Origin of the sequence: Gehongia tenuis (genome assembly GCF_014384795.1) — a bacterium.
Lineage (GTDB): Bacteria > Bacillota > Clostridia > Christensenellales > NSJ-53 > Gehongia > Gehongia tenuis.
Map to the genome: position 1 here is coordinate 864,077 of NZ_JACRSR010000001.1, position 25,049 is coordinate 889,125.

Sequence of the window (25,049 nt, forward strand, 5' to 3'; positions counted from 1 at the left end):
TATGACCATCGATATGTTGCTTTTTGAGGCGAGAAAACGGGGCTGCTCCGACGTCCATCTGACGGAGAATATGCCCGCGGCCCTCCGTGTGAACGGGAAACTGGCGGAGGATCCTATTGTTCCGCCCGATGCTGTTCGCGGGCTCATCATGTCCATGCTCAGCGATGAACAGCGAAAGGGCTTGGAGCGGGGAGAGGACCAGGATTTCGCCTGGCAGACGGAAAACGGTGCCCGCCAGCGGGTCAACGTCTACCGCCACCGGCTGGGCCTTGCGGCGGCGATCCGTCTTTTGACGGACCATATCCCCAGTCTGGAGGAACTGCATCTGCCGCCGGTGGTGAAAACCCTGGCCGATCAGCCGCGGGGGCTCATTCTGGTCACCGGCCCCACGGGCAGCGGCAAATCCACCACCCTTGCCGCCATGATTGACCACATTTCAAGGACCCGCTCCGCCCATATCATGACGGTGGAGGACCCGATTGAGTACGTGTTTCAGCCCAACCGCTGCATCGTGCACCAGCGGGAGGTGGGCAGCACGGTTTCCGGCTTTGCGGCGGCTCTGCGCTCCGCTCTTCGGGAGGACCCGGACATCATTTTGGTGGGCGAGATGCGGGACTACGAAACCATTTCCACGGCGGTGACGGCGGCGGAGACGGGACATCTGGTGCTGTCCACGCTGCACACCACCAGCGCGGCGCAGACCATCGACCGTATTGTGGACACCTGCCCGGCGGAGGGCCAGCGGCAGATGCGCACACAGTTGTCCGCACTGCTTCGGGGCGTGGTCACCCAGCAGCTGGTGCCTCTGGCCTTGGGAAACGGCCGAGCGGTGGCTACGGAGATTCTTCTTGGCACCGATGCGGTGGGCAACCTCATTCGGGAAAACAAGTGCCATCAGCTGGCCACGGTGATGCAGTCCGGTGCGGCAAACGGCATGCAGACCTTGAGCGGAAGCCTGGCGGCTCTGGTTCGTCAGGGCGCGATCAGTCGGGATACAGCCTTTCAGTACGCCGCCGATCCCAAGGATTTGAGGCAGTATATCCAGTAATAATTTGGAAGTGGGCATATGAACGTTCGAAGAAGACAATGGAATAGGGGATTCACCCTGGTGGAGGCCATCACGGTCCTGGTCATCATTGCGATCATGGCTGCGGTGGCCATACCCGTTGCCGCCAATTTTATTGAGCGCTCCGAACAGAATGCCCGAAACGAAACTGCCCGGTCCATCTTCATGGCGAGTCAAAGCGCGCTTACCGTGCTGTATGGCAATGGCCACACCCTGACGCCGGACGGAACGGTGGACCTTGCCGCGGTCCAGCCAGCCCTCGCTGCCGAAGAGGTTGCCCAAAACAATGGGAATATTGGCTATCTCGCGCTCAGGATGGATGGCAGCGATCGGGATTTCAATGCCCTCTACCGTCTCATTGGACCCTACATCCATGACAAAATTATTCTTAATCATGCCATTTTGATCGAATACAATACGCTGAACGGCAACGTGCTTTCGGCATTTTACAGTGACCGCACCCAGAGCCTGGGTTATGGCGGCGCGGATTATAACGTGCTTGAACGCACCGTGGATAGGCTCAGGTCCCATCGGACCGGTTATTACGGCGTGGAGGGCACGGGCAAGGCCGAGCCGGTCCGGGAAATGGGTGACGTGGAGGTCAGGCTCGCCGATTATATGGGCGAAGAAGCGGGCTACAACATCAACGGCGGCAGCAATTACGGCCTGTTAACCGTGGAATGCATGCTGCCTGAGAGCCGCGAGGACGATTATTTTTATGACATCACGCTGAAGCCCCAGCGGGGCATGGAGGAGACCCTGCGCGTTTATGAAAAAAAGACGGAAGGGGCCCTTTCCGTTGAGGAAGCCGGTAAAAACCTCAATTTGGATACGGCGCTTCAGATGCCCTTTGAGCAGGCCTTGCCGGATGGTTCTTCCCGCAGGCTGGCCATGTATCTTGAAACGCGGGGCACGCGTGAGGTGCTGGTGCTGGTGCTGGATGGGGTTTATCCCGGCATGAGCATCCGCGATAATTTCCCAAGCATTCAGCCGGGGAGTCTTGTGGCTTCCTTTACGGCCAGCGACGGGACCCATTCCAAGACCGCAAGCTCCCAGAGCTGCCACGCCTATTTTGCCGGCGAGAGTGAGACGGCGGAAGGCACGGTGTACAGCGTGGCCAGCGTGCGGCATCTCAACAACATCCGCTACCGTGCAGGCGCGGCCTTCATGCAGATTCAAGACATCAAGGTGGAGGACTATGCTGAAAAGCCCATCCTCTGGGAACCCATCGAGGACGCCGCTTCCACCGTGGATTCAGGCTTCAAGGGCACTTACGCGGGCGGGGATGAGGCCGGAAAATACGCCATCTATGATCTGTCCGTGAGCGGTGAACGGGCGGGTCTTTTTCTGGAAATCTCCGAAGGTGCGCGGGTGGAATGGGTAAAGCTTAATTACACAGACGGGTATAAAAGCGCCTATGCCGCCGCCGATGAAGCGCTGCAAAACCGCTATTATATCCACGGGCAGAGCGCGGCGGGCGCCATCGCCGCGGTAAACCGGGGGGAGGTCGTCCGCTGCTCGGTGATGGAAGGCAGGGTCGCTGCGGGGAGCGAAGGCCTGTCCGGCGGCATTGTGGGCCAAAATGAAAAGGGCACGGTGGAAATGTGCACCGCGGAAAAGACCGCTGTGGAAGGGCAGAAGGCCGGCGGCATGGCTGCGGAAAACAGCGGAGATATTCTGAAATGCACCGTGAAAGGCACTGTGACGGCGGCGGAAAAGGGCGGTCTTGCCGGCGGCATAACCGGCGAAAACACTGAAAACGGCAGGGTGAAGGGCTCTTTTGTGGCGGCGGATGTGACCGCGGAAAAGGCTGCGGGCGGCGTGGCAGGCCTCAGCCGGGGGACCCTTGAATACTGCGAAGTGGGCACGGCCAGCGCCGAAGTGGACGGCGAGGGTAGGGTTATCGGCGTGCCCTATTTCGGTGCTAACGAGGATCAAAGCGGCTATAATTATAAACCCGACGGCGGAAGCCTGGACAACAATATCTTTGCCGTGCGGGTGACGGGATCGGAAGGCCTTGCAGGCGGCATCGCTGGCGAGATGAATAAGGGTTCCATGTACTACTGTGTAAATGCCGCTGCGGTCACGGCCGGCAAGGGCGAGGCTGGAGGGCTTGCGGGGAAGGTGGGCAACGGCGGCACGGGCATTCAGCTGTGCTACAACGCCGGCGATGTGCTGGGCGCCAAGACGGCCGGCGGTATTGCGGCGGTCAACGACGGGAAGATCGACGGCAATTACAACACCGGTCTTGTGAACGCCAAAGCGGTCTTTAACACCGATTATGGATACGGCACCTATATCTTCGAGCAGGACCCCTATCCGGATGCGCTGTCCGGCGGTATCGTGGGCCGCAACAACAACTACCTGGCGCACAGCTACAATGCCCAATATGTGGGCAATATCTACGGCGGCGCCATCGGCATCAATGAAGGGGTTGTCGAGGACTGCGCTTTTCTGAACAACATGCGTAATCTGACGGACCTTTGCTTGCTGGACGATGGAGGAACCACGGGCAGGGTGGAAGGCGTGACCATGATGGACAGCAAAACGCTTCGGACCCATGATTTTGGCGGCGCCATGTGGAAAAATGAACGGGAAGGCGGTGTGGGACCCCATGAATACATCTATCCCTACTTTTCGCCCAATTCTTCCGAATGCGCACTGAGCCGTGATTTTCATCGCACGCCCTACCAGCCCTTGCTGCAGGACCTGGCTAAAGTGTGGATCGAGGAGAAGGAAGGAGACCTTCTGGAGGTGCACTTCATGACACGGGTGCGGTCCTTTGAGCTTCTTCTGGAGACGGATCAGGGCGGTATTCTGTTCCCGGTGGACGCTCCATCTTTAGAGAAGTGTGAACGGTTCGCATTTACGCCTGGTGAGACCGTGTCGCCAACAAAGGCGTGGGTTGGTCTTGATATGGCCGACAGCGAATATACCGCAATTTGTCCGGGCTACAGCGTACAGTTGTCCCCACGAGAGACTGACTACCTGGAGGGTTACCGCTACGAGCATGTGCTTTTGATTCGATGGCCCAAGACCGTTCAGCCGGGGGATGAAGACCTTCTGCCCGAAGGGGCAGCAAGCTGTCAGGCGTTCGTTTACGGCTACGGCGAGAGTTCGGCAAGCGGCAAGCTGCCCTTGGCCAAAAGCAATGTGGTGAAGACCGAATACACGCCGGGGCCGGTTCAGCCGGAGGACATGGTACTCGTGGAGCAAAGCGGTGAAAAAACCGCCGCGGTACACTTTTGGGTTCCCCAAGGCAAAGAACTGACGGATATGAAGTTTGTGATCGAATATGCGAAGGGTAAGCCGGAAACCCTGCCGCTTAGCCCGAAGAATCTTCAAAACGCCTATGTGACCGATGATCTGAACGAGGCCGTGCAGCCCGGGAACGCCGAAACCATCAATCCCGAGCACGGTCAGGCCGCCCGCTATCCCTTCTATCAGAAGGCAAACTCCGCCTATGAAGGCTACGACGAGTTTGTGCTGGTCCTTTTGTGGGACGACATAGGCAACGAGGGCTACAATGGACTCGGGAAAGGTGAATTCAGGGTTATTGTGGAGTACACATTTACGGGAGGCGAGCGGGCCAAATATGCGTCTCCATGGTTTGAAGGGGTGCAGAAGTGATGGGGGAGCGGAGAAAAGACCGCCGTGGCGAGTCGATGATTATTGCCCTCATTATCATGTTCATCCTTCTGCTGATGGGGGTGACGGTGCTTACGGCGGCTTCGGCTACCATGGGCACCGCAGCAAAGCGGACGGAGGACCGGCAGCTTTACTATTACGCCCGTTCGGTGCTGGACACGCTGGATGAGACGCTTCAGCACGGGGAGCTTGGCCGGGCTCTGCGGAACAGCGTGGTGCGAGAGCTTCTCGCTTCAGGCGGAGAAGAGATCACCTTCAGCCATGAGACGGCGCCTGCCGTTGCAGCGGAGAGATGCTCGGTGGAGGACGTAGTGCTGCGCTACCAGGGTACGGCTTCGGTGATGGAACGGGATGAAAGCGGAGCGCCGACTCAGTATTTCATTGGTATGGACAGTGTAAAGCTGTCCTTCACCGTGGCGTATCGGGATCAGCGCTACAGCATGAACGTTTCCTATCATCTGAGAAGCGCGGCCTTCCTCGAGGACGGCGAATGGAGGTGGGATGACCTATGGACCGTGGAAAGCTTGGGACAGTGAAGAAAAAGAATGGGGGAGAGACGCTGGTGGAAGCCATCATCAGTTTTGCGCTGGTACTGATCGTCCTGCTCAGCGTGACCACCATGGTGCGGGCGTCCATCTCCATCAACCGCACGGCAGGGGAAAGAATGGCCGGCCTTGAAACGGAGATGAGCGCCATCGAAGAGGATGGCGGCCCTGCCGCTTCGGACACGGCCAACGGATCGGTGGCGGTGGAGTTTTTAGGGGAGCGCATCGAGGTTCCGGTGGTCATCAAAACCGAAGGTGACCTCACCTATTTTGCGCCCATTCCCGGAGGGCTGACGCCATGAACAAAAAGGGATACACGCTGGTGGAGGCCATCGTGGCCATTGCGGTGGCGGGCATTTTCTGCCTCTGCGCGGCCATGGTGATCACCCCCATTCTGAACAGTTACCGGCGGATTGCGGCCACGTCCGACGGACAGCTCATTGCGGGCAATGTGCTGGACGCCATCCGGAACAAGGCCGCCTACGCCACGGCCCTCAACGCCTCTAGTTCCGGGGAGGCCATCGATCTTGGAAACGGCATCATCGCTGTGTCGGAGGAGGGCTATCTTGTCGTCAACGATGAACTCCAGTTTGCCCGTTCTTATTACAACGGCAAAACCCTTGGCATGACCGTGGAACAGGCGGGGCAGGACCGCGTGGATGTGACGGTGTCGGTTCGGGACTGGGATCGGGAGATCTATACCGTGACGGCCACGGTGGCGCCTCTTCGCAATGTGCTCACCCGCACCTACAGCATCTATGAACCGGAAGGCATGCGCCAAGCGGCCCAGGAGGTGGTCAAGGGCTATGAAGGAACGGGTTGGGGCGCCAATGATAAATCCTTCTATGAGCTCTATAACCAGGTGTACGGCGGCAGCTTCCCCGAATACTCCCTGGATAACATCCTGTCCGCTGAGAAGCGTCAGGCCATGCTGGATGAATTCTATGCCACCCACGGCTCCAGCGATCCCGGACGATTCCGCTATGAATCCATGGTGCATAACGCGCACTACCTCGTTCCATTTATCACCAAGGATACGCTGGTGCCGCTGATCTACGTTACCGATATGCCCAAGAATGCCACCCACACCCGGGTAACCATGCTTTATTATAACTTCACCTGGTATTATCCGGTGAAGGACTGGGGTTATTTTCTGCCGGGCTTCAACGGACTCACCGACGAAGAGATCGCTGCAAAGCTGTCGGATACCACGCAGTGGATTCCCGTCTCTCAATTGCGCTGAGGCGCAAATTCTGCTATAGTGGTAAGAGCAACGCTTTTGAGGTGAAAGATGTTTCAGTACGAACTTTTATATCAGTCCAAGGAAAGCGCGGCCCGTCTGGGCCGCTTTCATACGCCCCACGGAGTCATTGAGACCCCCATGTTCATGCCGGTGGGCACACAGGCGACCGTGAAAACGCTGACGCCCGATGATCTTCTGGCGCTGGACGCACAGATCATCCTTGCCAACACCTACCACCTTTACATGCGGCCCGGCCACGAGCTGGTGCGGGAGGGGGGAGGACTGCATAAATTCATGAACTGGCCCCGTCCCATCCTGACGGACAGCGGCGGCTTTCAGGTTTTCAGTCTGGCCAGGCTCCGGGACATCACCGACGACGGGGTGAGCTTCCGTTCCCACATCAGCGGGTCCAAGCATTTTATCTCTCCGGAAAAGGCTATCGATATCGAGAACGCATTGGGCGCGGACATCATCATGGCTTTTGATGTGTGCTCGCCCTACCCCTGCGAGCGGGAGCAGGTGGAGTCGGCCATGCGCCGCACCCACGCCTGGGCCAAGCGCTGCAAGGCCCATCATAAGCGGGAGGATCAGGCCCTTTTCGGCATTGTGCAGGGCGGACTTTACCCCGATCTACGGGTGGAATCGGCGAAGACCATTGCGGACCTCGACTTTCCCGGCGTCGGCATCGGCGGACTCAGCGTGGGGGAACCGAAGGAGCTCATGTATGAGAGCATTGAGACCATCATGCCCTATCTTCCCACCGACCGGCCCCGGTATCTGATGGGAGTGGGCAGCCCCGACGCCCTGATTGAAGGAGTTTTTCGGGGAATCGACCTGTTCGACTGCGTGCTGCCCACCAGGATCGCCAGAAATGGCACGCTGATGACCTCCCATGGCCGCATGGTCATCAAAAACCAGCGGTACGAGAGGGACTTTACGCCGGTGGATGAGGAATGTGACTGCTATCTATGCAAAAACTTTACGCGGGCGTATCTGCGCCACCTGTTTAAAGCGGAGGAGATTTTGGGCGCCCGTCTCGCCTCCTACCACAACCTTCACTTCCTGCTGAATCTCATGCGCCAGGTGCGGGAAGCGGTTCGGGAGGAGCGGCTTACCGAGTTCCGTCAGGCGTTCTTCGCAAAGTATGGCTATTTGGACAATCATCGAAACTTTTAGTTGAACAATTTGTCATTCTGTTTTATAGTAGTACTAACTTATTTTGAAAGGTAGGGATTTTCACCTATGGGAACTGAAGCAGGAGGCGGCAGCCTCGTATCCATGCTTATTATGATCGGCCTTATGATCGTCTTGTTCTACTTCATGCTGATTCGTCCGCAGAACAAGCGTCAAAAGCAGGTTCGCAATATGCTGGACAACCTGGCCGTGGGCGACCGCGTGATGACCATTGGACGCATCTATGGCCGCATCACCAAGATCAACGACAACGTAATTACGCTTGAAGTTGGTCCGGACAAGGTGGCGCTCGTGATTGACCGGGAAGGTATTGCCAAGGTCGAGGACTCCGAGGTGGAGAACGACATGAAGGATGCGCCTCCCGTGGACGACAAGTAATCCACGGCGTATATTTGGACTTTCCCCCGCATAGGCTTGACTAAAGCTGTGTGAGGGGGGTCCTTATGCGTTCAGTGAAAGTTGTTCGTCAAAAGACGGAAGCATCGTCCCATACGAATCTGATTGTTCCGGTGCTCCGCGGTTTTCTCGTTGCGGCCGTGATTTCGCTCATCGGCGTGCTCGTCTTCGCGCTGGTGATCAAGGCGGCCAGGATGGATGAAAGCGTGATTCCCGCGGTCAATCAGGGGCTCAAGATTTTGAGCGTATTGATCGGCGGCTTTATCAGCGTGAGGGATGGAGCCATGGGATGGATCAAAGGCGGTTTGACGGGTCTTGTATACGGTATAGTGGGCCTTGTCGTGTTTGCCGCTTTTTCAGGGCAAAGCGTCCTTCAGCTTTCCTCGCTGACCGAACTGCTTATTCTTTGCTTCGGCGGCGCGGTGGGCGGCGTGATCGGCGCAAACCTGAAGAAAAAATAACCAAAGATACGGAGGGATTGGGAAATGAAACATATTTCTGTTGTGCAAAAGCCCTGCCTGAAGGAAACGCTGTCCAAGGGCGGCTGCGGCGAGTGCCAGGCTTCCTGCCAGTCCGCTTGCAAAACGAGCTGCACGGTGGCCAACCAGAACTGCGAAAACCGCAGATAATAGCCAAAATTTCAGCCTGAAAAAGGGCGGCATGGGGCCGCCCTTTATTTTTTGATACTTGATAAATCCCGTCATTTCGTTTACGATGGGTAAGGGAATAAGCACGAGGGGGAAAATATGGTACACGCGTTTACTTGCCTGGATCATCACTTTGTGATGGATGTGGAGTCGGGCGGCGTCTACAAAGTGGATGAGATCGCCTATGAAGTGATCCGGCGTTTTGAAGAAAAGAGCGAAGCGGAAATTTTGGATGTCCTTTCGGATCGCTTCGATCCGAAGGATGTGGAAGCGGCTTACGGGGAGATTTCACAGCTGAAGGCGGAGGGGATTCTCTTTTCCGAGGCGGACCCAAGGGTCGCCGCCCTTTCGGGACAGGCTTTAAACCCCGGAGGCGTGGTTAAATCCCTTTGCCTCAATGTGGCCCATGACTGCAATCTTCGCTGCACCTACTGCTTTGCCGATACGGGAGAATTCATGGGCAAACGGGAGCTGATGAGCGAGGAGACCGGCCGGAGAGCCCTTGAATTTTTGATGGAGCACAGTGGGGGCCGCAAACATCTGGAAGTGGATTTCTTTGGCGGCGAGCCGCTGATGAATTTCGATGTGGTGAAAAAGCTGGTGGCCTATGGCCGGGAGCTGGAGAAGCGATACGACAAGGTGATCCGCTTTACCATCACCACCAACTGTCTGCTTTTAAACGATGAGGTTATCGATTTCCTGAACCGGGAGATGCACAACATCGTGCTCAGCCTGGACGGCAGGCCGGAGGTGCATGACCGCCTGCGAAAAACCGTGTCCGGCGAATCCTCCAGCACCTGGGTGCTGGAGAACGCGAAGAAGCTGGCGAAGGCCAGGGGGGACGGGCAGTATTATATCCGCGGCACCTTCACCCGCCATAACCTTGATTTTGCAAAGGACGTGGCTTTTCTTCGGGACCAGGGTTTTGAGCAGCTTTCCTTGGAACCGGTGGTTACGAAGGATGAGGAGCTGGAGATCCGGGAAGCGGATCTGCCCGTGGTCATGGCCGAATATGACAAACTGGCCCGCAGCTACTATGAGGCCCGCAGAAAGCCGGAAACCTGGTACAACTTCTTCCACTTCATGGTGGACCTTTCCCAGGGTCCCTGCCTCATGAAGCGCCTGTCCGGCTGCGGCGCCGGCAGTGAATACATGGCTGTGGCCCCTTCCGGAGACGTCTACCCCTGCCATCAGTTCGTGGGGGAGCCGGACTTTGTGATCGGCAGCGTTCATGACGGCTCTGTAAACCGGGAGATGCAGAAGCGTTTTGCCCAAAACCATGTGATCAATAAGCCTGAATGCGGCGAGTGCTGGGCACGCTATTACTGCAGCGGCGGCTGTCCGGCCAATGCCTGGCAGTTTCATCAGGATCTCAAACAGCCCTACAAACTGGGCTGCGAAATGGAAAAAAAGCGCCTGGAATGCGCGATTGCCATCTACGCGCTGGAACACGATAAGGAGGCATAAAAAATGGAAAACACGATTAAAACCGGAGACAACGTCTACGTACATCATTCTGCTGTCCTCATGGGCAGCGTGACTTTGGGGGACAGCGTGAATATCTGGCCTTCGGCGGTTCTCCGCGGCGATTTGCAGCCCATCACAGTGGGCGAGATGACCAACATTCAAGAGCACGTGACCATTCACGTGGACTATGAAGCCCCCACGAAGATTGGCAGTCATGTGACCATCGGCCATGGCGCCATCGTTCATGGCTGCACCATCAAGGACAACGCGCTCATTGGCATGGGCGCCATCATCATGGACGGCGCTATCATCGGCAAAAACTGCATCGTGGGCGCCGGTGCTTTGGTGCCCCAGAACACTGTCGTGCAGGATGGCAGCGTGGTGGTGGGCAATCCCGCCAGGGTGGTTCGTCCCGTAAAGCCCGAGGAGATCCAGGGAATTGAGGAATCCGCCAGGAATTATTACCAGCAGGCTATGATCGAGATGGCTACGGAAGCTGAGGGTATTGACTAATTATCGAAAATATTGACGCTGGTAGTCAATTCTTATATAATAGACAAATGAGTGTTTAAGAGCGGAGGAGGGCTAAGGATGAACAAAAAAAGCTTGGTCAAGCTTTTGATCATCTTTGTTTTGTTGATCGGTTTGGGTTACCTTGCCATTTGCGGAGCCCAGGTTGGCAAGTATATTCTCAAACCTTTGACGGACGCAATTCCCAAGGGCCTGGACCTGACCGGCGGTGTGTCGGCTTTATACCAGGCGGTGGATCCTGATCAAGAGGACTTTGAATCCAAGATGCAAAGCGTCAGCGCGGTTTTGAGAAATCGTCTGGATGCGAACGGATTCCTGGAAGCAACCATTTCCCGGCAGGGTACGGACCGCATTCGGGTGGAGATCCCGAACGTGAACGATCCGGATGAGCTTCTCAGCATTATCGGCAAGCCGGCAAAGCTGGAGTTCGTGGACCCGAACGGCGAAGTGCTTATGGACGGCAGCATGGTTAAAACCGCGCAGGCCGCCATGGGCAACGGCAACACCTATGTGGTAGCTTTCGAACTGAACGAGGAGGGCACGGACATCTTTGCCAGAGCCACCCAGGAGTTCTTGAACCAGGTGATCAAAATCAACCTGGACGGAACCACCATTTCGGCGCCCACGGTTAATTCGGTTATTGCCAGCGGCACCGGTCAGATCGAGGGCAGCTTTACGGCCTCTCAGGCACAGCAGCTGGCGTCCCTCATCCAGTCCGGCGCACTGCCCCTTGACCTCAACCAGCTGGAGGTGCGCACCATCAGCGCGACGCTGGGTGATGAGGCCATGTCCTCAAGCATGGTCGCGGGCATCATTGCAATCGCCTTTATCTTTGTGTTTATGATTGCGGTCTATCGCCTGCCCGGCCTGATCGGCGGCGTGGCCATGCTGTGGTTCTCACTGCTCTATCTGTTCTTCATGGCGGTCATTCCCGGCGTCCAGCTCACCCTGCCCGGCGTGGCCGGCGTGGTGCTGTCCATCGGTATGGCGGTGGATGCCAACGTGATTATCTTTGAGCGTATGAAGGAAGAGCTCTATATGGGCAAAACGCTGCGCGGTTCGGTTAATTCCGGTTTCCACAAAGCCTTCTCCGCCATTTTGGACGGCAACATCACCACCATTATCGCCGGTGTGGTGATTCTGTTCTTTGGAACCGGTACCATTAAAGGATTTGCCATCTCGCTGATCATCGGCATTTGTGTATCCATGTTTACGGCCATTGTGTTCACGCGTTATATGCTGACCTTGGTCATGGATCTCAATGTGCGGAATAAGCGCCTGTATGGATTGAGGGGGGCTGACAAATGAGCGAGCTCAAAGAAATGAGAGTCGTGGAGAAAAGCAAGTATTTCTTTGGATTGTCCATCCTCATCATTCTGGTGGGCGTTGTCATGCTCTTCACGCGGGGACTGAACCTCGGTATTGATTTTACCGGCGGCACCATCCTCAACATCGATATGAAACAGGAATTTTCCACCGATACCATCAGCGATCTGCTGAAGGAAAACGGCATCACTGCCAGCGCCGTGGTCAAAGCCGGCGAGGGCGATGTTCAAACGGAAGCGGTGGTTCGCTATCAGGCTTTTGATGACGCCGAGGCGGAAAACGAGGCCAGAGCCAGCCTGATGACTTCCATCCAGGAAACCTATCCGGACGCTGAACTCGTATCCCAGGACCGCGTTGGCGCTACCATGGGCAGCGAGATGGTCCGGAACGCCTGCTATGCGGTTTTGGCGGCATCCATACTGATGCTGATCTATATCTGGTTCCGCTTCGAACTGCTGACCGGTGTGGCGACGGTTGTGGCCTTGCTCCATGACGTATTTGTAATGATCGCGGTGATGGCCATTACGGGCATGACGGTCAACAGCGGATTTATTGCGGCGCTGCTGACCATCATCGGTTATTCCATCAACGACAGTATCGTGCTGTTTGACCGTATCCGTGAGAACAACAAGCGTTTCAGCGTGAAGGAAAAGTCCAGGTCCTATGTGGTGAACGTCAGCGTTCGCCAATGTATGGCCCGCACGATCAACACCACGCTGACCACCCTGGTGGCAATTTTGATCCTGTACTTTGTGGGCGTGGATTCCATCAAGGAATTTTCGCTGCCCATCATCGCGGGCCTCGTCAGCGGTGTTTACTCCAGTTTGTTTATCGCCACGCCCATCTGGGCTCTGTGGTCCGATCATAAGCTGGCCAAGAGGAAGGCACTTAACCGCGCCTAAATCCAGATGATTCTAGGGCTCCTTTCGGGTTTAGACCGAAAAGGAGCCCTTATGTTTGGAGGCATTATGCAGCAATTTTTATGCGCCTGCGGAACGAGCGGGGATGTTCTGGCCGGCCTGGCCGAACGCACGGGGCTTTCCGACACCATGGTGCGCATCTTAGCGGCCCGCGGCCTTGAGGATGAGGAGTCGGTCCATGGCTTTCTCCATCCGGATATCCGCACCATTCCCGATCCCATGCTCTTTGAGGACATGGACCGCGCAATATGGGAGATTGAAAAAGCCCTGGAGGAGAAGCGGCATTTCACCATTTATGGTGATTATGATGTGGATGGTGTGACTTCCACATCCCTGCTGTATCTTTATTTTAAATCCCTGGGCGCCAAGGTGGACTACTACATCCCCGACCGGAGGAAGGAAGGCTACGGACTTAATTTGGACGCTGTGGATGCGCTTCGAGCCAAGGGAACGGAGTTTATTATCACTGTGGACAACGGCATCACCTCCCGGCTGGAGGTGGAGCACGCGAAGAAGCTGGGCATGGGGGTGGTGGTGACCGATCACCATGAATGCCCGGAATTCCTGCCGGACTGCGCGGTGATCAATCCCAAACGAGGCGGCTACCCCTTTGCCCATTTGGCCGGCGTCGGGGTGGCGGCGAAGCTGGTGCAGGCCCTGGGGCACGGCGCAGCTGCCTTGAAACCCTACCTTGACCTCATTGCTTTGGGAACGGTGGCGGACCTGGTGCCCCTCATCGGCGAGAATCGCATTTTGGTGCGCTACGGTATGGCAAAGATGGGAAAGGACCCCAATGCCGGCATCTCGGCCCTCATGCGTCAAGCGGGCTATGAGGGAAAACCGGTGAACAGCCACATGCTGGCCTATGGTCTCGGGCCCCGTGTGAATGCGGGCGGCAGAATAGGCTCGGCCTGGCGGGGCGTGGAACTGTTCACTTCCGAGGACGCTTCGCGCCGTGCGGCTCTTTCAGCCGAGCTCGATGGAGACAATACGCATCGAAAAGAGCTGGAGGATGCCATTCTGCGGGAATGCTTGGACCGCGTGAACGGCGCCATGCTGGCTGGGTGCAAGACCCTTGTTCTCGCCGGCGAGGGCTGGAATGCCGGAGTAATCGGCATCGTGGCCTCGCGGCTGGTGGAGCGGTTCCACCGGCCCACCGTGCTCTTTGCGCTCACGGAGGATGGCAAGGCGGTGGGCTCGGGTAGAAGCATCAAGGGTGTGCACCTCTATGAGGCCATGAAAACCTGTGAGGATCTGTTCCTGCGTTTTGGCGGCCATGAGATGGCGGCGGGCGCCACCCTTCTCCGGGAGAATCTCAATGCTTTTGATCAGCGTTTGGACGAAGCGGTGCGCCGACAGAGCGATCCCGCCGCTTTCATTCCAACAAAGATCTATGATGCGGTGCTCCCCGTTGAAGGCGTGACTTTGGGCCTGGTGGAGCAGCTGGATCTTTTGGAACCCACGGGACAGGGAAACCCGCCGGTGCGGCTGCTGGTGCCCAATGTTCACCTGGGTGGCCTGAGGCGCATGGGCCAGGATGGCAGTACCCTGGGGCTCACCCTTGAGGATGCCACCGGCTCCGTGAAGGCTGTGGGCTTCCGCATGGGGGACCAGTATGAACATCTATGCGGGGGCGGGCGCTTCGACGTGCTCATGTCTCCCCAAAAGAATGTCTTTAACGGGCGCACCTATCTGCAGTGCGTGGTCCATGGCATCAAAGATAATCTGAACCTCTGGGAACTGGAAAAACGACTGCTTTCCGATCAGGATAAATTTATAGGTGCTTTTTGTCGGCAAATTTTATATAATAGGGTTATTCCTGAGGAGCTTTGGAAAAAAGTGTCGGCGGCAGCCACCGAGGAGAAAGCCGATTCTATTGTGAAGGACGCTCTTTCCGGGGACGTTCAGGGAACGCTGATCTTGTGCTTCACACCGGGCGGCGCCCGGTATTGGCTGAGAAAGATCGATCGGTGGCGCATGCTTTCCAGAATGGATATCGCCTTTGGCAGGGTCTGTGAGGAGGGCGGCTACAACACGCTGGTGATGGCGCCGGATCTTGACGAAATTGATTTTGCCAGTTACCGCAATATCCTTTTGGCCGACGGGGCCCTTCATGAGGGCGTGGTGGCCGAGGTGGCCCAGCGTACGGGCAGCAGCGGTAAGCTCACCGTATTTCTCACCGCCCGGCAGCGGCAGGATGAGCTGGATCTTACGAGCAGCTTCAAGTTGGATCGGGAAGCCCTGGCATCCGCCTACCGCGCCTTCCGCGGAGCGCCGCAGGGCGCTGATGAGGATCTCTCCAGCTATGTGCGGCGGGCGGCGGAGAAGGCGGGCCAGCCCGGCTACCAGGCGGAGATCGCCCTTGCGGTCTTTCGGGAGCTGGATTTCTGCACCGTGACGGCCGGCCGGGTGCGTTTTTTGGAAAAACCGGCTAAAATGAATCTTGCGGCAAGCGCGCTCTTTCAAAGGGCGAGCGGTCTTGCGGAAGCTTTTGGTGAACTGTGGACACAAATGAAGGATAGATTTGGGGAGGAAAGCGTATCATGAATTTTGAAAAACTGATTCGTACCGTACCGGGTTTTCCAAAGGAAGGCATTCTGTTCCGGGATATCACCACGCTGCTGAAGGATGGCCCCGCCTATAAGGCTTTGATTGATGAACTGGCGGAGAGCGTGAAGGATGAAAAGATCGATGTGATTGTGGGGCCGGAGGCCCGCGGCTTTGTGATTGGAGCGCCGCTGGCTTACCGCTTGGGCGTGGGCTTCGTGCCGGTGAGAAAGCCGGGCAAGCTGCCCGCGGACGTCTATGAATACAGCTACGAGCTGGAGTACGGTTCGGACTGCCTGCAGATGCACAAGGATGCGATCAAGCCGGGCATGCGGGTGCTCATTGCCGACGACCTTCTCGCTACCGGCGGCACGATCCTTGCCTGCTGCAAGCTGGTTGAGCAGGCTGGCGGCGAGGTGGCGGCCATCCGGTTCGCGTTCAAGATCACGGACGTTCCGCAAAAGCCGGAACTGGAGCGATATAACTATCAAACGCTGATGACATTTTGAGTGGGTGGAAGAGTTGCAGCATCTGTTGGATAAAATCAGGGAGAACTATCCTGACGAGGACCTGAAGGTTATTGAAAAAGCGTACCGGTTGGCCGAGACGGCGCACACCGGTCAGCTTCGTGCGTCCGGGGAGCCCTATTTTGTTCATCCCTACGGGGTGGCCGTGATCCTGACCGATCTGGGCCTGGATGTGGATACCATTGCCGCGGGGCTGCTGCACGACGTGGTGGAGGATACGCCGGTGACCCTGGAGGAGATCACCGATGAGTTCGGCAGTGAAATTGCTTCTCTGGTGGACGGCGTAACCAAGCTGAGCCGTTTTGAATTCCGCACGAAGGAGGAGCAGCAGGCGGAGACCTACCGCAAGATGTTCCTCGCCATGGCCAAGGATATCCGGGTGATCCTTATCAAGCTTGCGGACCGCCTGCACAATATGCGCACCCTGGAGCACCTCAAAAATCCCGATAAGGCCATCATGAAGGCGAAGGAGACGCTGGAAATCTATGCGCCGCTGGCTCACCGGCTGGGCATCTACCGCCTCAAGGTGGAGCTGGAGGACCGGGCTTTCTCCTTCCTCGAGCCGGAGGCCTACAAAGAGCTCATCGATAAGATGAGCGCCAAATTTGCCGAGCGGGAGGACGCCCTCAAGGAAGCCATGGGTATGCTCCGCACCAAGCTGGATGAGATGCACATCCATGCGGAGATTGAGGGCCGTCCGAAACACTACTACAGCATCTACAAAAAGATGAAGACCCAGAATAAAACGCTGGATCAGATCTTCGATCTTATCGCTGTGCGGGTGATCGTGGACACCGTGAAGGACTGCTATGCCGTTCTTGGGACTGTGCATACGCTTTGGAAGCCCATTCCCGGACGGTTCAAGGATTACATCGCCGTGCCCAAGCCCAACATGTACCAGTCCCTCCACACCACGCTGATTTCCCGGCACGGCAACCCATTTGAAATTCAGATCCGCACCTTTGAGATGCACCGCACCAGCGAGTACGGCATCGCAGCTCATTGGAAATACAAGGAGGGCCGCAGCAACGAGTCCTCCCTGGACATGAAGCTGGCCTGGCTGCGACAGATTCTCGAATGGCAGGATGAGACCAAGGACGCCCGGGAGTTCATGGATACCCTCAAGATCGACCTTTACAGCGACGAGGTTTTTGTCTATACGCCAAAAGGCGATGTGATCAATCTGCCCAAGGGCGCAACCCCTCTCGACTTTGCCTATTCCATCCACAGCGCCATCGGCAACAAGTGCGTGGGCGCTAAGATCAGCGGGAAGATTGTGCCGCTGGATTATCATCTGAAAACCGGCGATATTGTGGAAGTGCTGACCTCCTCCAGCACCAAGGGGCCCAGCATGGACTGGCTCAAGGTGGTGGTGACCAGTCAGGCCCGCAACAAGATCCGGGCCTGGTTTAAAAAGCAGAACAAGGAAGAGAACGTGGAGCGGGGCAAGGATATGCTGGAAAAGGAAGCCCGCCGCCACGGCTGTCATCTTTCGGACCTCAACAAGCCCGAATGGATGGACGATATCGTTAAAAAATATTCCATGACCACGGCGGATGACATCTATGCCGCGGTGGGCTATGGCGGGCTGACCAGTAACCAGGTGCTCTCCCGGCTGCTGGAATACTACAAGAAAGCCCGCAAGATGGAGATCAAAAAGGCCAAGGCTGCGGAAAACAGCGCTTCCAGGAATTCGGCCAGCCAGGGCGTGATCGTAAAGGGCGAACACAACATGCTGGTTCGTTTCTCCAAGTGCTGCAATCCTCTGCCCGGCGACGACATTGTGGGCTATATCACCCGGGGCCGGGGTGTGTCCATCCACCGGCGGGACTGCGCCAACTTGAACGATTTGGCGGCGGACGTGGGCCGCATGGTGGACGTGGAATGGGAGAGCGATGCCAAGACCTCCTACCAGGCGGATATTCAGCTTCTGGCCTCCGATCATCCGGGGCTTTTGGCCAATATTTTCAACATGATGGCTCAGATGAATATCAACATCACCGCCATCAACGCCCGTACCAACAAAAATGGCACCGTGGTGGTGAATCTGACGCTGGAGATTACCAGCGTGGAGATCCTGGAGAAGGTTATGAAGACTTTGAAGAGAATGCCCGAGACCATGGAGGTCTTCCGGGGAACCACCTGATCGGGAGGAATGACATGCGAGCCGTGATACAGAAAGTGAGCCGGGCGAAAATCGTCGTGGATGGGCAAACCGTCTCCGAGATTGGTCCCGGCCTTTTGGCGCTTATCGGCATCGGCCGGGAGGACGGGGAAAAGGATATGGCCTATCTTGCGGACAAGATACCGAACCTTCGCATCTTTGAGGATGGGGAGGGAAAGCTGAACCGTTCGGTGAGCGATGTGGGCGGTGAGATTCTGCTGGTTTCCCAGTTCACCCTTTACGGCAACGCCCGGCACGGCAGGCGGCCCAGCTTCATCGGTGCGGCGCCGCCGGAGGAGGCCCGCCCCATCTATGAACGGCTGCTCGCAATCTTCCGGGAGAGGGGAATACCCCTCAAGACCGGTATTTTCCAGGCCCATATGGAGATTGAACTGGTGAACGATGGGCCGGTCACCTTGTTATTGGACAGCAAGAAAGGATTTTAGCCGATGTACATCAAGAACTGGACCTCCATGGGGATGGGGGAGAATACCTATCTGCTGGAAAAGGACGGACATGCCCTTATCGTTGACCCTGGCTGCGCCCCCGCACCCGTCCTGGCGGAGCTGGAGGAGAAAGGGCTGACCTTGGATGCCATTCTTCTCACCCACAATCATTTTGACCACATCGTCTCGGCAGAAAAAATCCGGGAAAAGACGGCCGCTGCAATTTGGATTCATGGGCTGGACGCCGAGGCGCTCATGGATCCCGCGCTCAATTATTCCGCCGGTTATCCCGGCGTTGGCACCCTTTCCTTTCAAGCGGACCGCACCTTCGAGGAAGGCCGCCTTTCTCTATCCCGCTGGGAGATCGAGGTCATCCATACGCCGGGTCATACGAAGGGCTCCTGCTGCTTTATGATCGAGGGCAGGCTTTTTTCCGGAGACACCCTCTTTCGTGAATCGGTGGGCCGCACCGATCTTCACGGCGGCTGCTATGGGGAGCTCATGGAAAGTGTGAAAAAGCTGGCGCAGCTTCCTGAATACGTCAAGGTCTATCCTGGGCACGGCAGTCCCACCACGCTGGGGCACGAGGTGAACAGTAACCCTTTTTTAGGGGAGAACGGATGGGACTTGTACTGAACCATCCGGAACTCTTCAATGACATCGGCGACGTGGTGCGCATGTTCGACCCCTGTCCGGTCACGCTGACCCAGGATCGGACGGGCCGTGTGCTGATCCATGAAGTGAAAAAGGAGGAGGACCGCTGGCGGCAAAGGGCGGAGCTTTGGGAGGAGGGAAAGCTGACCGCTTATGAGGAACGGGAGGACCCCATTCCCGGCGGCAGACCTCTCATCCAAAAGCGTATTTTTCGCCGGGCGGCAAAGCTCTGCGTCTACGATCTCATGCGGAAGGCCACGGGCAAGACCCTGCCCTGGGGGTCGCTGACCGGCGTGCGGCCGGGCAAGCTCTTTCGGGATCTGGCTGGGCAGGAGGGGCCGGAGGGCGCAGAACGCATCCTTCGGGAAACCTATGACGTGAGTCCGGCCAAAATTGGGCTCCTCCGGCGGATTTACAGCGAGCAAAAGCCCTTTCTGGACAGCACCGATGTGCGGGATGTGGACGTCTACATAGGCGTTCCCTTTTGCAGAACGCGATGTGTCTACTGTTCCTTTGCCGCCTATGCCGGCGTGAAGGAAGACCTCAAGACGCGATACGTGGATACCCTCCTTCGGGAAATGGAGGGTGTGTGGCAGCCGCTCGGAGACCGGCTGCGCGTTCGAAGCGTCTATGTGGGCGGCGGAACGCCCACGGCCTTACCCGTTCGGGAGCTGAGGCGGATTTTGCAAAAGGCCCATGCGCTATTTGATCCCATGCCCGAATTCACGGTGGAGGCGGGCCGGCCCGATACGCTGAACCCGGAGGTCTTTGCCATGCTTAAGGGGGAGGGCGTGGATCGAATTTGTATCAATCCTCAGACCATGAATCCCAAAACGCTGCAGATCATCGGCCGGGAATATGGCGAAGGGGAGATCGAGCGGGCCTTCGATGAGGCGCGGAAGGCGGGTTTCTCCTGGATCAACATGGATGTGATCGCGGGACTGCCCGGCGAAACGGCGGAGGATTTTGAAAAGACTCTGGCCAGGATCCGTCAGCTTGCTCCCGAGAACCTGACGGTGCACACCCTCGCCATCAAGCGGGCCTCCGAACTCAAGGAACGGCTGCGGGAGTATGCGCTGGCCCCGGTGACCGAAGTGGAACGTATGCTGGAGCTTTCCTGTGAGACGGCGGATGCACTTTCGATGGAGCCCTACTATCTCTACCGGCAAAAATATATGACGGGGAACCTCGAGAACGTGGGCTGGGGCAAAAAGGGAAGCTATTGCGTCTACAATATCGACACCATGGAGGAACTGACCAGCAATCTGGCCTTTGGTGCGGGCGCCATCACAAAGCGGTATTTTAAAAAGGATAACCGTATTGAACGTGCGCCCAATGTAAGAAATCTCGGTGATTATTTCAGCCGGACGGACGAGATGATTGACCGGAAGATCAAGCTGTTTGATCCGTCGGTTGACATCGAAGGTGGCCGCACCTATAATGACTGATATACGGCTATTTTGAAGGCTCTGGCGGCGGCCTAGAGCCTTGTTTGTATCAAAAGAGGAGGATGGTTTATGGGCTTTGAAGCGCCAAGAGGAACCAAGGATGTGCTTCCCAAGGACAGCTACCGCTGGCAGGCTTTGGAATCGGCGGCCCGGGAGGTTTGCCGGGACTTTGGCTTTCGTGAGATGAGAACCCCCGTTTTTGAGCATACGGAATTGTTCCTGCGGGGCGTGGGCGATACCACCGATGTGGTGCAAAAGGAGATGTACACCTTTCAGGATAAGGGCGAGCGCAGCATCACGCTGAAGCCGGAAGGCACCGCCGGTGCGGCCCGGGCATTCATCCAAAACAAACTGTACAACGAGGCCCTGCCGGCCAAGATGTATTACCTCAACTGCCCGGTTTTTCGCTATGAGAAGCCCCAGGCGGGCCGATACCGGGAGCATCACCAGTTTGGCGTGGAGGTTTTTGGAGCACCCAAGGCCACCGTGGATGCGGAGGTCATCTCCCTTGCCATCACCCTTTTGGAGAGGCTGGGTGTGACCGGCCTTACGGTGAACATCAACAGCATTGGCTGCAGGAAATGCAGAGCGGAATATCACAAAGCCTTGAAGGCATTTTTAAACAGCAAGCTGCCCGAGCTGTGCGAGACCTGCAACCAGCGCTTTGAAACCAATCCCATGCGCATTCTGGACTGCAAGGAACCGGGCTGCAAAAAGGCCCTTGCCGGGGTGCCGGTGGTGCTGGATTATCTTTGCGGGGAATGCCGGGAGCATTTTGAGGCGCTGAAAACCTGCCTTGGCGGGCTTGGCATCGACTACACCGTTGATCCCATGATCGTTCGGGGCCTCGACTACTATACGAAGACGGTCTTTGAAATCATTGCGCCTTGGCAGAAGGGCTTTTTGACGGTTTGCGGCGGCGGACGCTATGACAACCTGGTCGCGGAGTGCGGCGGCCCTGAAACGGCGGGCATCGGCTTTGGTATGGGTATGGAGCGGCTGCTGGAATACATGGACAGCAAGGGGCTGCCCGTGGGCGAAAAACCGGTGCTGGATGCCTTTGTGTGCGCTTTGGGCGAGGAGGCTGCGAAACGGGCTTTCCGTTTGGTTTACGATCTTCGACGGGCGGGCCTGGCAGTGGACATGGATCACACGGGCCGCAGCCTCAAGGCCCAGTTCAAGTATGCCGATAAGCTGGGCTGCCGGTACAACCTCATTCTGGGCGAGGACGAACTGAAGGCGGACGCCATCAAGATGAGAAATATGACGACGGGCGATGAGGAGATGGTGCCCCTTGCGGGCGTGGCCTCCCGTCTCAAGGGATAAGGGGGAGAATCATGGAAGAAACACTGGGAAAGCTGAAACGCACCCATTACTGTGGGGTATTCCGGGAGGAGACGGCGGGAGAAGAAGTCGTCATCAACGGCTGGTGTCAGCGGATGCGCAACCTGGGCGCCCTCATCTTTGCGGACCTGCGGGACCGGACCGGCCTTGTGCAGGTGGTCTTTGAGGGCGAAGGGAATAAAGCCCTTTTCGAAAAAGCCTCCGCTATCCGAAGCGAGTTTGTGCTGGCGGTGCGGGGCACGGTGCGCCTTCGTTCCAATCCCAATCCGGAGCTCCCAACTGGAAAGGTGGAAATCGTGGCCAGCGAGCTTCGAATCCTGAGCGCCGCGGAGACGCCGCCCATCTATGTGGAGGACGACGCCAACACCTCCGAGGCCATGCGCCTCAAGTACCGCTATCTGGACCTTCGCCGGCCCAAGATGCAGAAGAATCTCCTCATGCGTCACAGGATCATTCAGAGCATCCGCCACTATATGGACGAGATGGGCTTTTTGGAAATCGACACGCCCATGCTGAGCAAGAGCACGCCGGAGGGCGCTCGGGATTATCTGGTCCCCAGCCGTCAGCGTCCGGGCTCGTTCTATGCGCTGCCCCAGTCGCCTCAGCTGATGAAACAGCTTTTGATGGTATCGGGTTTTGATCGCTATTTTCAGATCGCCAAATGCTTCCGGGACGAGGACCTGAGGGCGGACCGCCAGCCGGAATTCTCCCAGGTGGACATCGAGATGTCCTTCGTGGATGAGGAGGATATCATGGCCATCAATGAGGGGCTCATGGGCCGGGTGTTCCGTGAGGTTCTGGGGATGGAAATCCCGGAGCATTTCCCGAGAATCACCTACCGCGAGGCCATGGAGCGCTATGGCAGCGACAAGCCGGATACCCGCTTTGGCCTTGAACTCATCGATGTGACAAATACGGTGAAGGGTACAGCGTTCAAGGTATTTGCCGATGCGATCGCCGGCGGCGGCTTGGTGAAGGGTATCAATGCGAAGGGGGGCGCCGGCTTCTCCAGAAAGGAGATCGATGCTCTCGCGAACGAAGTGAAAACCTACGGCGCCAAGGGACTTGCCTGGCTGAGCCTCTCTGAGGGCGGCATGAAGTCATCCTTTGCCAAGTTCATGGAGGAGAGTGAAATTGAAGCCCTGAAGCGAGCCATGGGCGCCGAGAGCGGAGACCTTCTGGTCTTTGTGGCGGATCCCAATGGCACCGTGGTCAACACGGCCTTGGGCCTTCTTCGTCTCCATCTCGGGGAGAAGCTGGGGCTCATCGACCACGACAGGTTCGATATTCTCTGGGTCACCGAGTTCCCCATGTTTGAATACGACGAGGAGGAGGGCCGCTATGTGGCCGTCCATCATCCCTTCACCCATCCCATGGAGGAGGATATCCCGCTTTTGACCACCGATCCCGGTGCGGCCCGGGCCAAAGCTTATGACCTCGTGATGAACGGCACGGAGGTGGGCGGCGGCAGCGTGCGGATCCATCGCAAGGATCTGCAGCTGCAGATGTTTGAACTTTTGGGCTTCACGGAGGAAAAGGCCCAGGAGAGTTTTGGCTTTCTTCTGAACGCCTTCAAGTACGGCGTACCGCCCCATGGCGGCATCGCGTACGGTCTGGACCGCATGGTGATGCTGTTGGCTAAGGTGGACAATATTCGGGAGGTTATCGCCTTCCCCAAGGTGCAGAACGCATCCTGTCCGCTGACGGAGGCGCCCACGCCGGTGGACGCAAAGCAGCTGGAGGAGCTGGGGATCAGGGCCCTGGAGGACAAAGCGTGAATCCCTTCTTTGTCCGGATGGAAAGCCTGATCGGTCCCGCAAAGGCGGAACGGCTCTACAATGCCCATGTGATGATTCTGGGGCTGGGCGGCGTGGGCGGCATGGTTCTTGAAGCGCTGGCCCGCTGCGGGATCGGACATTTTACGCTCATCGATGGCGATACGCTGGACGAGAGCAATCTGAATCGGCAGATTCTCGCCACCGCCGATCAGCTTGGAAAGCCCAAGGTGGAGGCGGGCAGAGCGCGGGTGTTTGCCATCAATCCCGAGGCGCGGGTAACCGCCGTCGAGGAGGACTATTCTCCCTATAACGGCGGCCGTCTGCTGGCTTCAAAACCGGATTATGTGGTGGACGCCATCGATACCATGAGCGCCAAGCTGGACCTGGCAGAGCGTTGCGGGGGGATGGGCATTCCGCTCATCGCTTCCATGGGCACCGGCAACAAACTGGATCCAAGCGGCTTTGCTGTGATGGATATTTTTGAAACGAAAGTGGACCCCGTGGCGCGGGTCATGCGCCGCGAATTAAAAAAGCGGGGAATTGGGCATCTTAAAGTTGTCTGTTCCATGGAGGAACCAAGGATGCCGGAGATTCCTGTAATGGATCCGATCCGCCGGTGCGTTCCGGCCAGCATCGCCTTTGTACCGCCGGCGGCAGGACTGGTGCTGGCGGGCGAGGTGGTTCGGGATCTGATGGAAGGACAAAGCGATGGTTGAAGCGGCTGAGGTTATGGAAGTGATGGAGGACCGGGCGATGATGCGTCTGGTGCGAAAGAGTGCTTGCGGCAGCTGTCATGCCTGCGGCATGAAGTCGGAGGAGCAGGAGATCCGCTTCTCCGTGAAGAATACCTTACATGCTGTAGCGGGTGAGTGGGTGATGGTGGAGCTGCCCCAAAAAAATGTGCTCCACGCCGCCTTTTTGGCGTATGGCATCCCGCTCATCCTCCTTATTGCGGGCATCGCGCTGGGCTACCTTGTGGCCGGGGCTGTGCCCGGGCTTACGCCTCATCGGGACATGATCGCGCTGGGGGCAGGCCTTATCCTGGCGGCCGCGCAGTTCTTGGTGATGCGGGCAATGGAGAAGCGTTTCAAGAAAAGCGGGAAATATGAGCCCGCCATGGTTGAGATTTTGAATATGCAAGAAAAGGAAGGTGAATAA

General features: G+C 57.2%; 23 protein-coding genes. All 23 read left to right on the forward strand.

Annotation, left to right across the window (positions count from 1 at the left end):
• Position 1 precedes the first annotated feature (1 nt).
• The 23 genes from H8696_RS04295 to H8696_RS04405 all read left to right on the forward strand — a co-directional run bounded on the left by H8696_RS04295 (position 2) and on the right by H8696_RS04405 (position 25,049).
• On the forward strand, positions 2 to 1,048 hold the full coding sequence (locus H8696_RS04295) for a type IV pilus twitching motility protein PilT (protein WP_249315127.1): 1,047 nt from the start codon (positions 2 to 4) through the stop codon (positions 1,046 to 1,048).
• Positions 1,049 to 1,066: 18 nt separating this feature from the next.
• Entirely contained in the window at positions 1,067 to 4,696 is a 3,630-nt protein-coding gene (locus tag H8696_RS04300) for a prepilin-type N-terminal cleavage/methylation domain-containing protein (RefSeq protein ID WP_249315128.1), read from the forward strand.
• Complete coding sequence (locus H8696_RS04305; protein ID WP_249315129.1) at positions 4,696 to 5,250, forward strand: hypothetical protein; 555 nt, start codon at positions 4,696 to 4,698, stop codon at positions 5,248 to 5,250. Before H8696_RS04300 ends, H8696_RS04305 begins: the two co-directional genes overlap by 1 nt.
• Positions 5,223 to 5,561 (forward strand): hypothetical protein, encoded by a 339-nt coding sequence (locus tag H8696_RS04310; RefSeq protein ID WP_249315130.1) that lies wholly within the window; start codon positions 5,223 to 5,225, stop codon positions 5,559 to 5,561. The genes H8696_RS04305 and H8696_RS04310 overlap by 28 nt, the downstream gene beginning before the upstream one ends.
• Positions 5,558 to 6,502 carry a type II secretion system protein gene (locus H8696_RS04315; protein ID WP_249315131.1) on the forward strand — a complete coding sequence of 315 codons (945 nt, stop codon included), beginning with the start codon at positions 5,558 to 5,560 and terminating at the stop codon, positions 6,500 to 6,502. Before H8696_RS04310 ends, H8696_RS04315 begins: the two co-directional genes overlap by 4 nt.
• Before the next feature lie 48 nt (positions 6,503 to 6,550).
• Positions 6,551 to 7,678, forward strand: coding sequence for a tRNA guanosine(34) transglycosylase Tgt (tgt, locus tag H8696_RS04320; RefSeq protein ID WP_249315132.1), 1,128 nt, complete (start codon positions 6,551 to 6,553; stop codon positions 7,676 to 7,678).
• 66 nt (positions 7,679 to 7,744) lie between these two features.
• Complete coding sequence (gene yajC, locus H8696_RS04325; RefSeq protein ID WP_249315133.1) at positions 7,745 to 8,074, forward strand: preprotein translocase subunit YajC; 330 nt, start codon at positions 7,745 to 7,747, stop codon at positions 8,072 to 8,074.
• A gap of 65 nt (positions 8,075 to 8,139) precedes the next feature.
• Positions 8,140 to 8,553: a TIGR04086 family membrane protein gene (locus H8696_RS04330; protein WP_249315134.1), complete on the forward strand. Its 414-nt coding sequence runs from the start codon at positions 8,140 to 8,142 to the stop codon at positions 8,551 to 8,553.
• A gap of 24 nt (positions 8,554 to 8,577) precedes the next feature.
• Positions 8,578 to 8,721: a six-cysteine ranthipeptide SCIFF gene (gene scfA, locus H8696_RS04335; RefSeq protein WP_249315135.1), complete on the forward strand. Its 144-nt coding sequence runs from the start codon at positions 8,578 to 8,580 to the stop codon at positions 8,719 to 8,721.
• 117 nt (positions 8,722 to 8,838) lie between these two features.
• Positions 8,839 to 10,206: a thioether cross-link-forming SCIFF peptide maturase gene (gene scfB / locus H8696_RS04340; RefSeq protein ID WP_249315136.1), complete on the forward strand. Its 1,368-nt coding sequence runs from the start codon at positions 8,839 to 8,841 to the stop codon at positions 10,204 to 10,206.
• A 3-nt stretch (positions 10,207 to 10,209) separates the two neighbouring features.
• Complete coding sequence (locus H8696_RS04345; protein ID WP_249315137.1) at positions 10,210 to 10,719, forward strand: gamma carbonic anhydrase family protein; 510 nt, start codon at positions 10,210 to 10,212, stop codon at positions 10,717 to 10,719.
• A 78-nt stretch (positions 10,720 to 10,797) separates the two neighbouring features.
• Positions 10,798 to 12,045 carry a protein translocase subunit SecD gene (gene secD, locus H8696_RS04350; RefSeq protein ID WP_249315138.1) on the forward strand — a complete coding sequence of 416 codons (1,248 nt, stop codon included), beginning with the start codon at positions 10,798 to 10,800 and terminating at the stop codon, positions 12,043 to 12,045.
• The gene (gene secF, locus H8696_RS04355) at positions 12,042 to 12,965 is read left to right on the forward strand and encodes a protein translocase subunit SecF (protein ID WP_249315139.1); all 924 of its coding nucleotides are present in this window, start codon (positions 12,042 to 12,044) and stop codon (positions 12,963 to 12,965) included. Before secD ends, secF begins: the two co-directional genes overlap by 4 nt.
• A 66-nt stretch (positions 12,966 to 13,031) precedes the next feature.
• The gene (recJ, locus tag H8696_RS04360; protein ID WP_249315140.1) at positions 13,032 to 15,530 is read left to right on the forward strand and encodes a single-stranded-DNA-specific exonuclease RecJ; all 2,499 of its coding nucleotides are present in this window, start codon (positions 13,032 to 13,034) and stop codon (positions 15,528 to 15,530) included.
• Positions 15,527 to 16,039: an adenine phosphoribosyltransferase gene (locus H8696_RS04365; RefSeq protein ID WP_249315141.1), complete on the forward strand. Its 513-nt coding sequence runs from the start codon at positions 15,527 to 15,529 to the stop codon at positions 16,037 to 16,039. The genes recJ and H8696_RS04365 overlap by 4 nt, the downstream gene beginning before the upstream one ends.
• A 25-nt stretch (positions 16,040 to 16,064) precedes the next feature.
• Positions 16,065 to 18,203 (forward strand): RelA/SpoT family protein, encoded by a 2,139-nt coding sequence (locus H8696_RS04370; protein ID WP_330605324.1) that lies wholly within the window; start codon positions 16,065 to 16,067, stop codon positions 18,201 to 18,203.
• Between the two features lie 14 nt (positions 18,204 to 18,217).
• Positions 18,218 to 18,667, forward strand: coding sequence for a D-aminoacyl-tRNA deacylase (gene dtd / locus H8696_RS04375; RefSeq protein WP_249315143.1), 450 nt, complete (start codon positions 18,218 to 18,220; stop codon positions 18,665 to 18,667).
• Between the two features lie 3 nt (positions 18,668 to 18,670).
• Positions 18,671 to 19,303: an MBL fold metallo-hydrolase gene (locus tag H8696_RS04380; RefSeq protein WP_249315144.1), complete on the forward strand. Its 633-nt coding sequence runs from the start codon at positions 18,671 to 18,673 to the stop codon at positions 19,301 to 19,303.
• Entirely contained in the window at positions 19,288 to 20,769 is a 1,482-nt protein-coding gene (hemZ, locus tag H8696_RS04385; RefSeq protein WP_249315145.1) for a coproporphyrinogen dehydrogenase HemZ, read from the forward strand. Before H8696_RS04380 ends, hemZ begins: the two co-directional genes overlap by 16 nt.
• 69 nt (positions 20,770 to 20,838) lie before the next feature.
• The gene (hisS, locus tag H8696_RS04390; protein WP_249315146.1) at positions 20,839 to 22,095 is read left to right on the forward strand and encodes a histidine--tRNA ligase; all 1,257 of its coding nucleotides are present in this window, start codon (positions 20,839 to 20,841) and stop codon (positions 22,093 to 22,095) included.
• A gap of 11 nt (positions 22,096 to 22,106) precedes the next feature.
• Positions 22,107 to 23,891, forward strand: a complete 1,785-nt coding sequence (gene aspS, locus H8696_RS04395; protein WP_249315147.1) for an aspartate--tRNA ligase — start codon at positions 22,107 to 22,109, stop codon at positions 23,889 to 23,891.
• Between the two features lie 17 nt (positions 23,892 to 23,908).
• Positions 23,909 to 24,607, forward strand: a complete 699-nt coding sequence (locus H8696_RS04400; RefSeq protein ID WP_283244911.1) for a tRNA threonylcarbamoyladenosine dehydratase — start codon at positions 23,909 to 23,911, stop codon at positions 24,605 to 24,607.
• Positions 24,600 to 25,049: a SoxR reducing system RseC family protein gene (locus H8696_RS04405; protein ID WP_249315149.1), complete on the forward strand. Its 450-nt coding sequence runs from the start codon at positions 24,600 to 24,602 to the stop codon at positions 25,047 to 25,049. Before H8696_RS04400 ends, H8696_RS04405 begins: the two co-directional genes overlap by 8 nt.

Excerpts from the sequence above, each read along its gene's own strand:
- hisS (WP_249315146.1), top strand. The coding sequence starts at position 20,839 with ATGGGCTTTGAAGCGCCAAGAGGAACCAAGGATGTGCTTCCCAAGGAC.
- H8696_RS04295 (WP_249315127.1), top strand. The coding sequence starts at position 2 with ATGACCATCGATATGTTGCTTTTTGAGGCGAGAAAACGGGGCTGCTCC.
- hemZ (WP_249315145.1), top strand. The coding sequence starts at position 19,288 with ATGGGACTTGTACTGAACCATCCGGAACTCTTCAATGACATCGGCGAC.
- H8696_RS04365 (WP_249315141.1), top strand. The coding sequence starts at position 15,527 with ATGAATTTTGAAAAACTGATTCGTACCGTACCGGGTTTTCCAAAGGAA.
- H8696_RS04310 (WP_249315130.1), top strand. The coding sequence starts at position 5,223 with ATGGACCGTGGAAAGCTTGGGACAGTGAAGAAAAAGAATGGGGGAGAG.
- aspS (WP_249315147.1), top strand. The coding sequence starts at position 22,107 with ATGGAAGAAACACTGGGAAAGCTGAAACGCACCCATTACTGTGGGGTA.
- dtd (WP_249315143.1), top strand. The coding sequence starts at position 18,218 with ATGCGAGCCGTGATACAGAAAGTGAGCCGGGCGAAAATCGTCGTGGAT.
- recJ (WP_249315140.1), top strand. The coding sequence starts at position 13,032 with ATGCAGCAATTTTTATGCGCCTGCGGAACGAGCGGGGATGTTCTGGCC.
- H8696_RS04330 (WP_249315134.1), top strand. The coding sequence starts at position 8,140 with ATGCGTTCAGTGAAAGTTGTTCGTCAAAAGACGGAAGCATCGTCCCAT.
- H8696_RS04305 (WP_249315129.1), top strand. The coding sequence starts at position 4,696 with ATGGGGGAGCGGAGAAAAGACCGCCGTGGCGAGTCGATGATTATTGCC.
- H8696_RS04400 (WP_283244911.1), top strand. The coding sequence starts at position 23,909 with ATGGAAAGCCTGATCGGTCCCGCAAAGGCGGAACGGCTCTACAATGCC.
- scfA (WP_249315135.1), top strand. The coding sequence starts at position 8,578 with ATGAAACATATTTCTGTTGTGCAAAAGCCCTGCCTGAAGGAAACGCTG.
- scfB (WP_249315136.1), top strand. The coding sequence starts at position 8,839 with ATGGTACACGCGTTTACTTGCCTGGATCATCACTTTGTGATGGATGTG.
- tgt (WP_249315132.1), top strand. The coding sequence starts at position 6,551 with ATGTTTCAGTACGAACTTTTATATCAGTCCAAGGAAAGCGCGGCCCGT.
- H8696_RS04405 (WP_249315149.1), top strand. The coding sequence starts at position 24,600 with ATGGTTGAAGCGGCTGAGGTTATGGAAGTGATGGAGGACCGGGCGATG.
- H8696_RS04300 (WP_249315128.1), top strand. The coding sequence starts at position 1,067 with ATGAACGTTCGAAGAAGACAATGGAATAGGGGATTCACCCTGGTGGAG.
- H8696_RS04380 (WP_249315144.1), top strand. The coding sequence starts at position 18,671 with ATGTACATCAAGAACTGGACCTCCATGGGGATGGGGGAGAATACCTAT.
- secD (WP_249315138.1), top strand. The coding sequence starts at position 10,798 with ATGAACAAAAAAAGCTTGGTCAAGCTTTTGATCATCTTTGTTTTGTTG.
- H8696_RS04315 (WP_249315131.1), top strand. The coding sequence starts at position 5,558 with ATGAACAAAAAGGGATACACGCTGGTGGAGGCCATCGTGGCCATTGCG.
- yajC (WP_249315133.1), top strand. The coding sequence starts at position 7,745 with ATGGGAACTGAAGCAGGAGGCGGCAGCCTCGTATCCATGCTTATTATG.
- secF (WP_249315139.1), top strand. The coding sequence starts at position 12,042 with ATGAGCGAGCTCAAAGAAATGAGAGTCGTGGAGAAAAGCAAGTATTTC.
- H8696_RS04345 (WP_249315137.1), top strand. The coding sequence starts at position 10,210 with ATGGAAAACACGATTAAAACCGGAGACAACGTCTACGTACATCATTCT.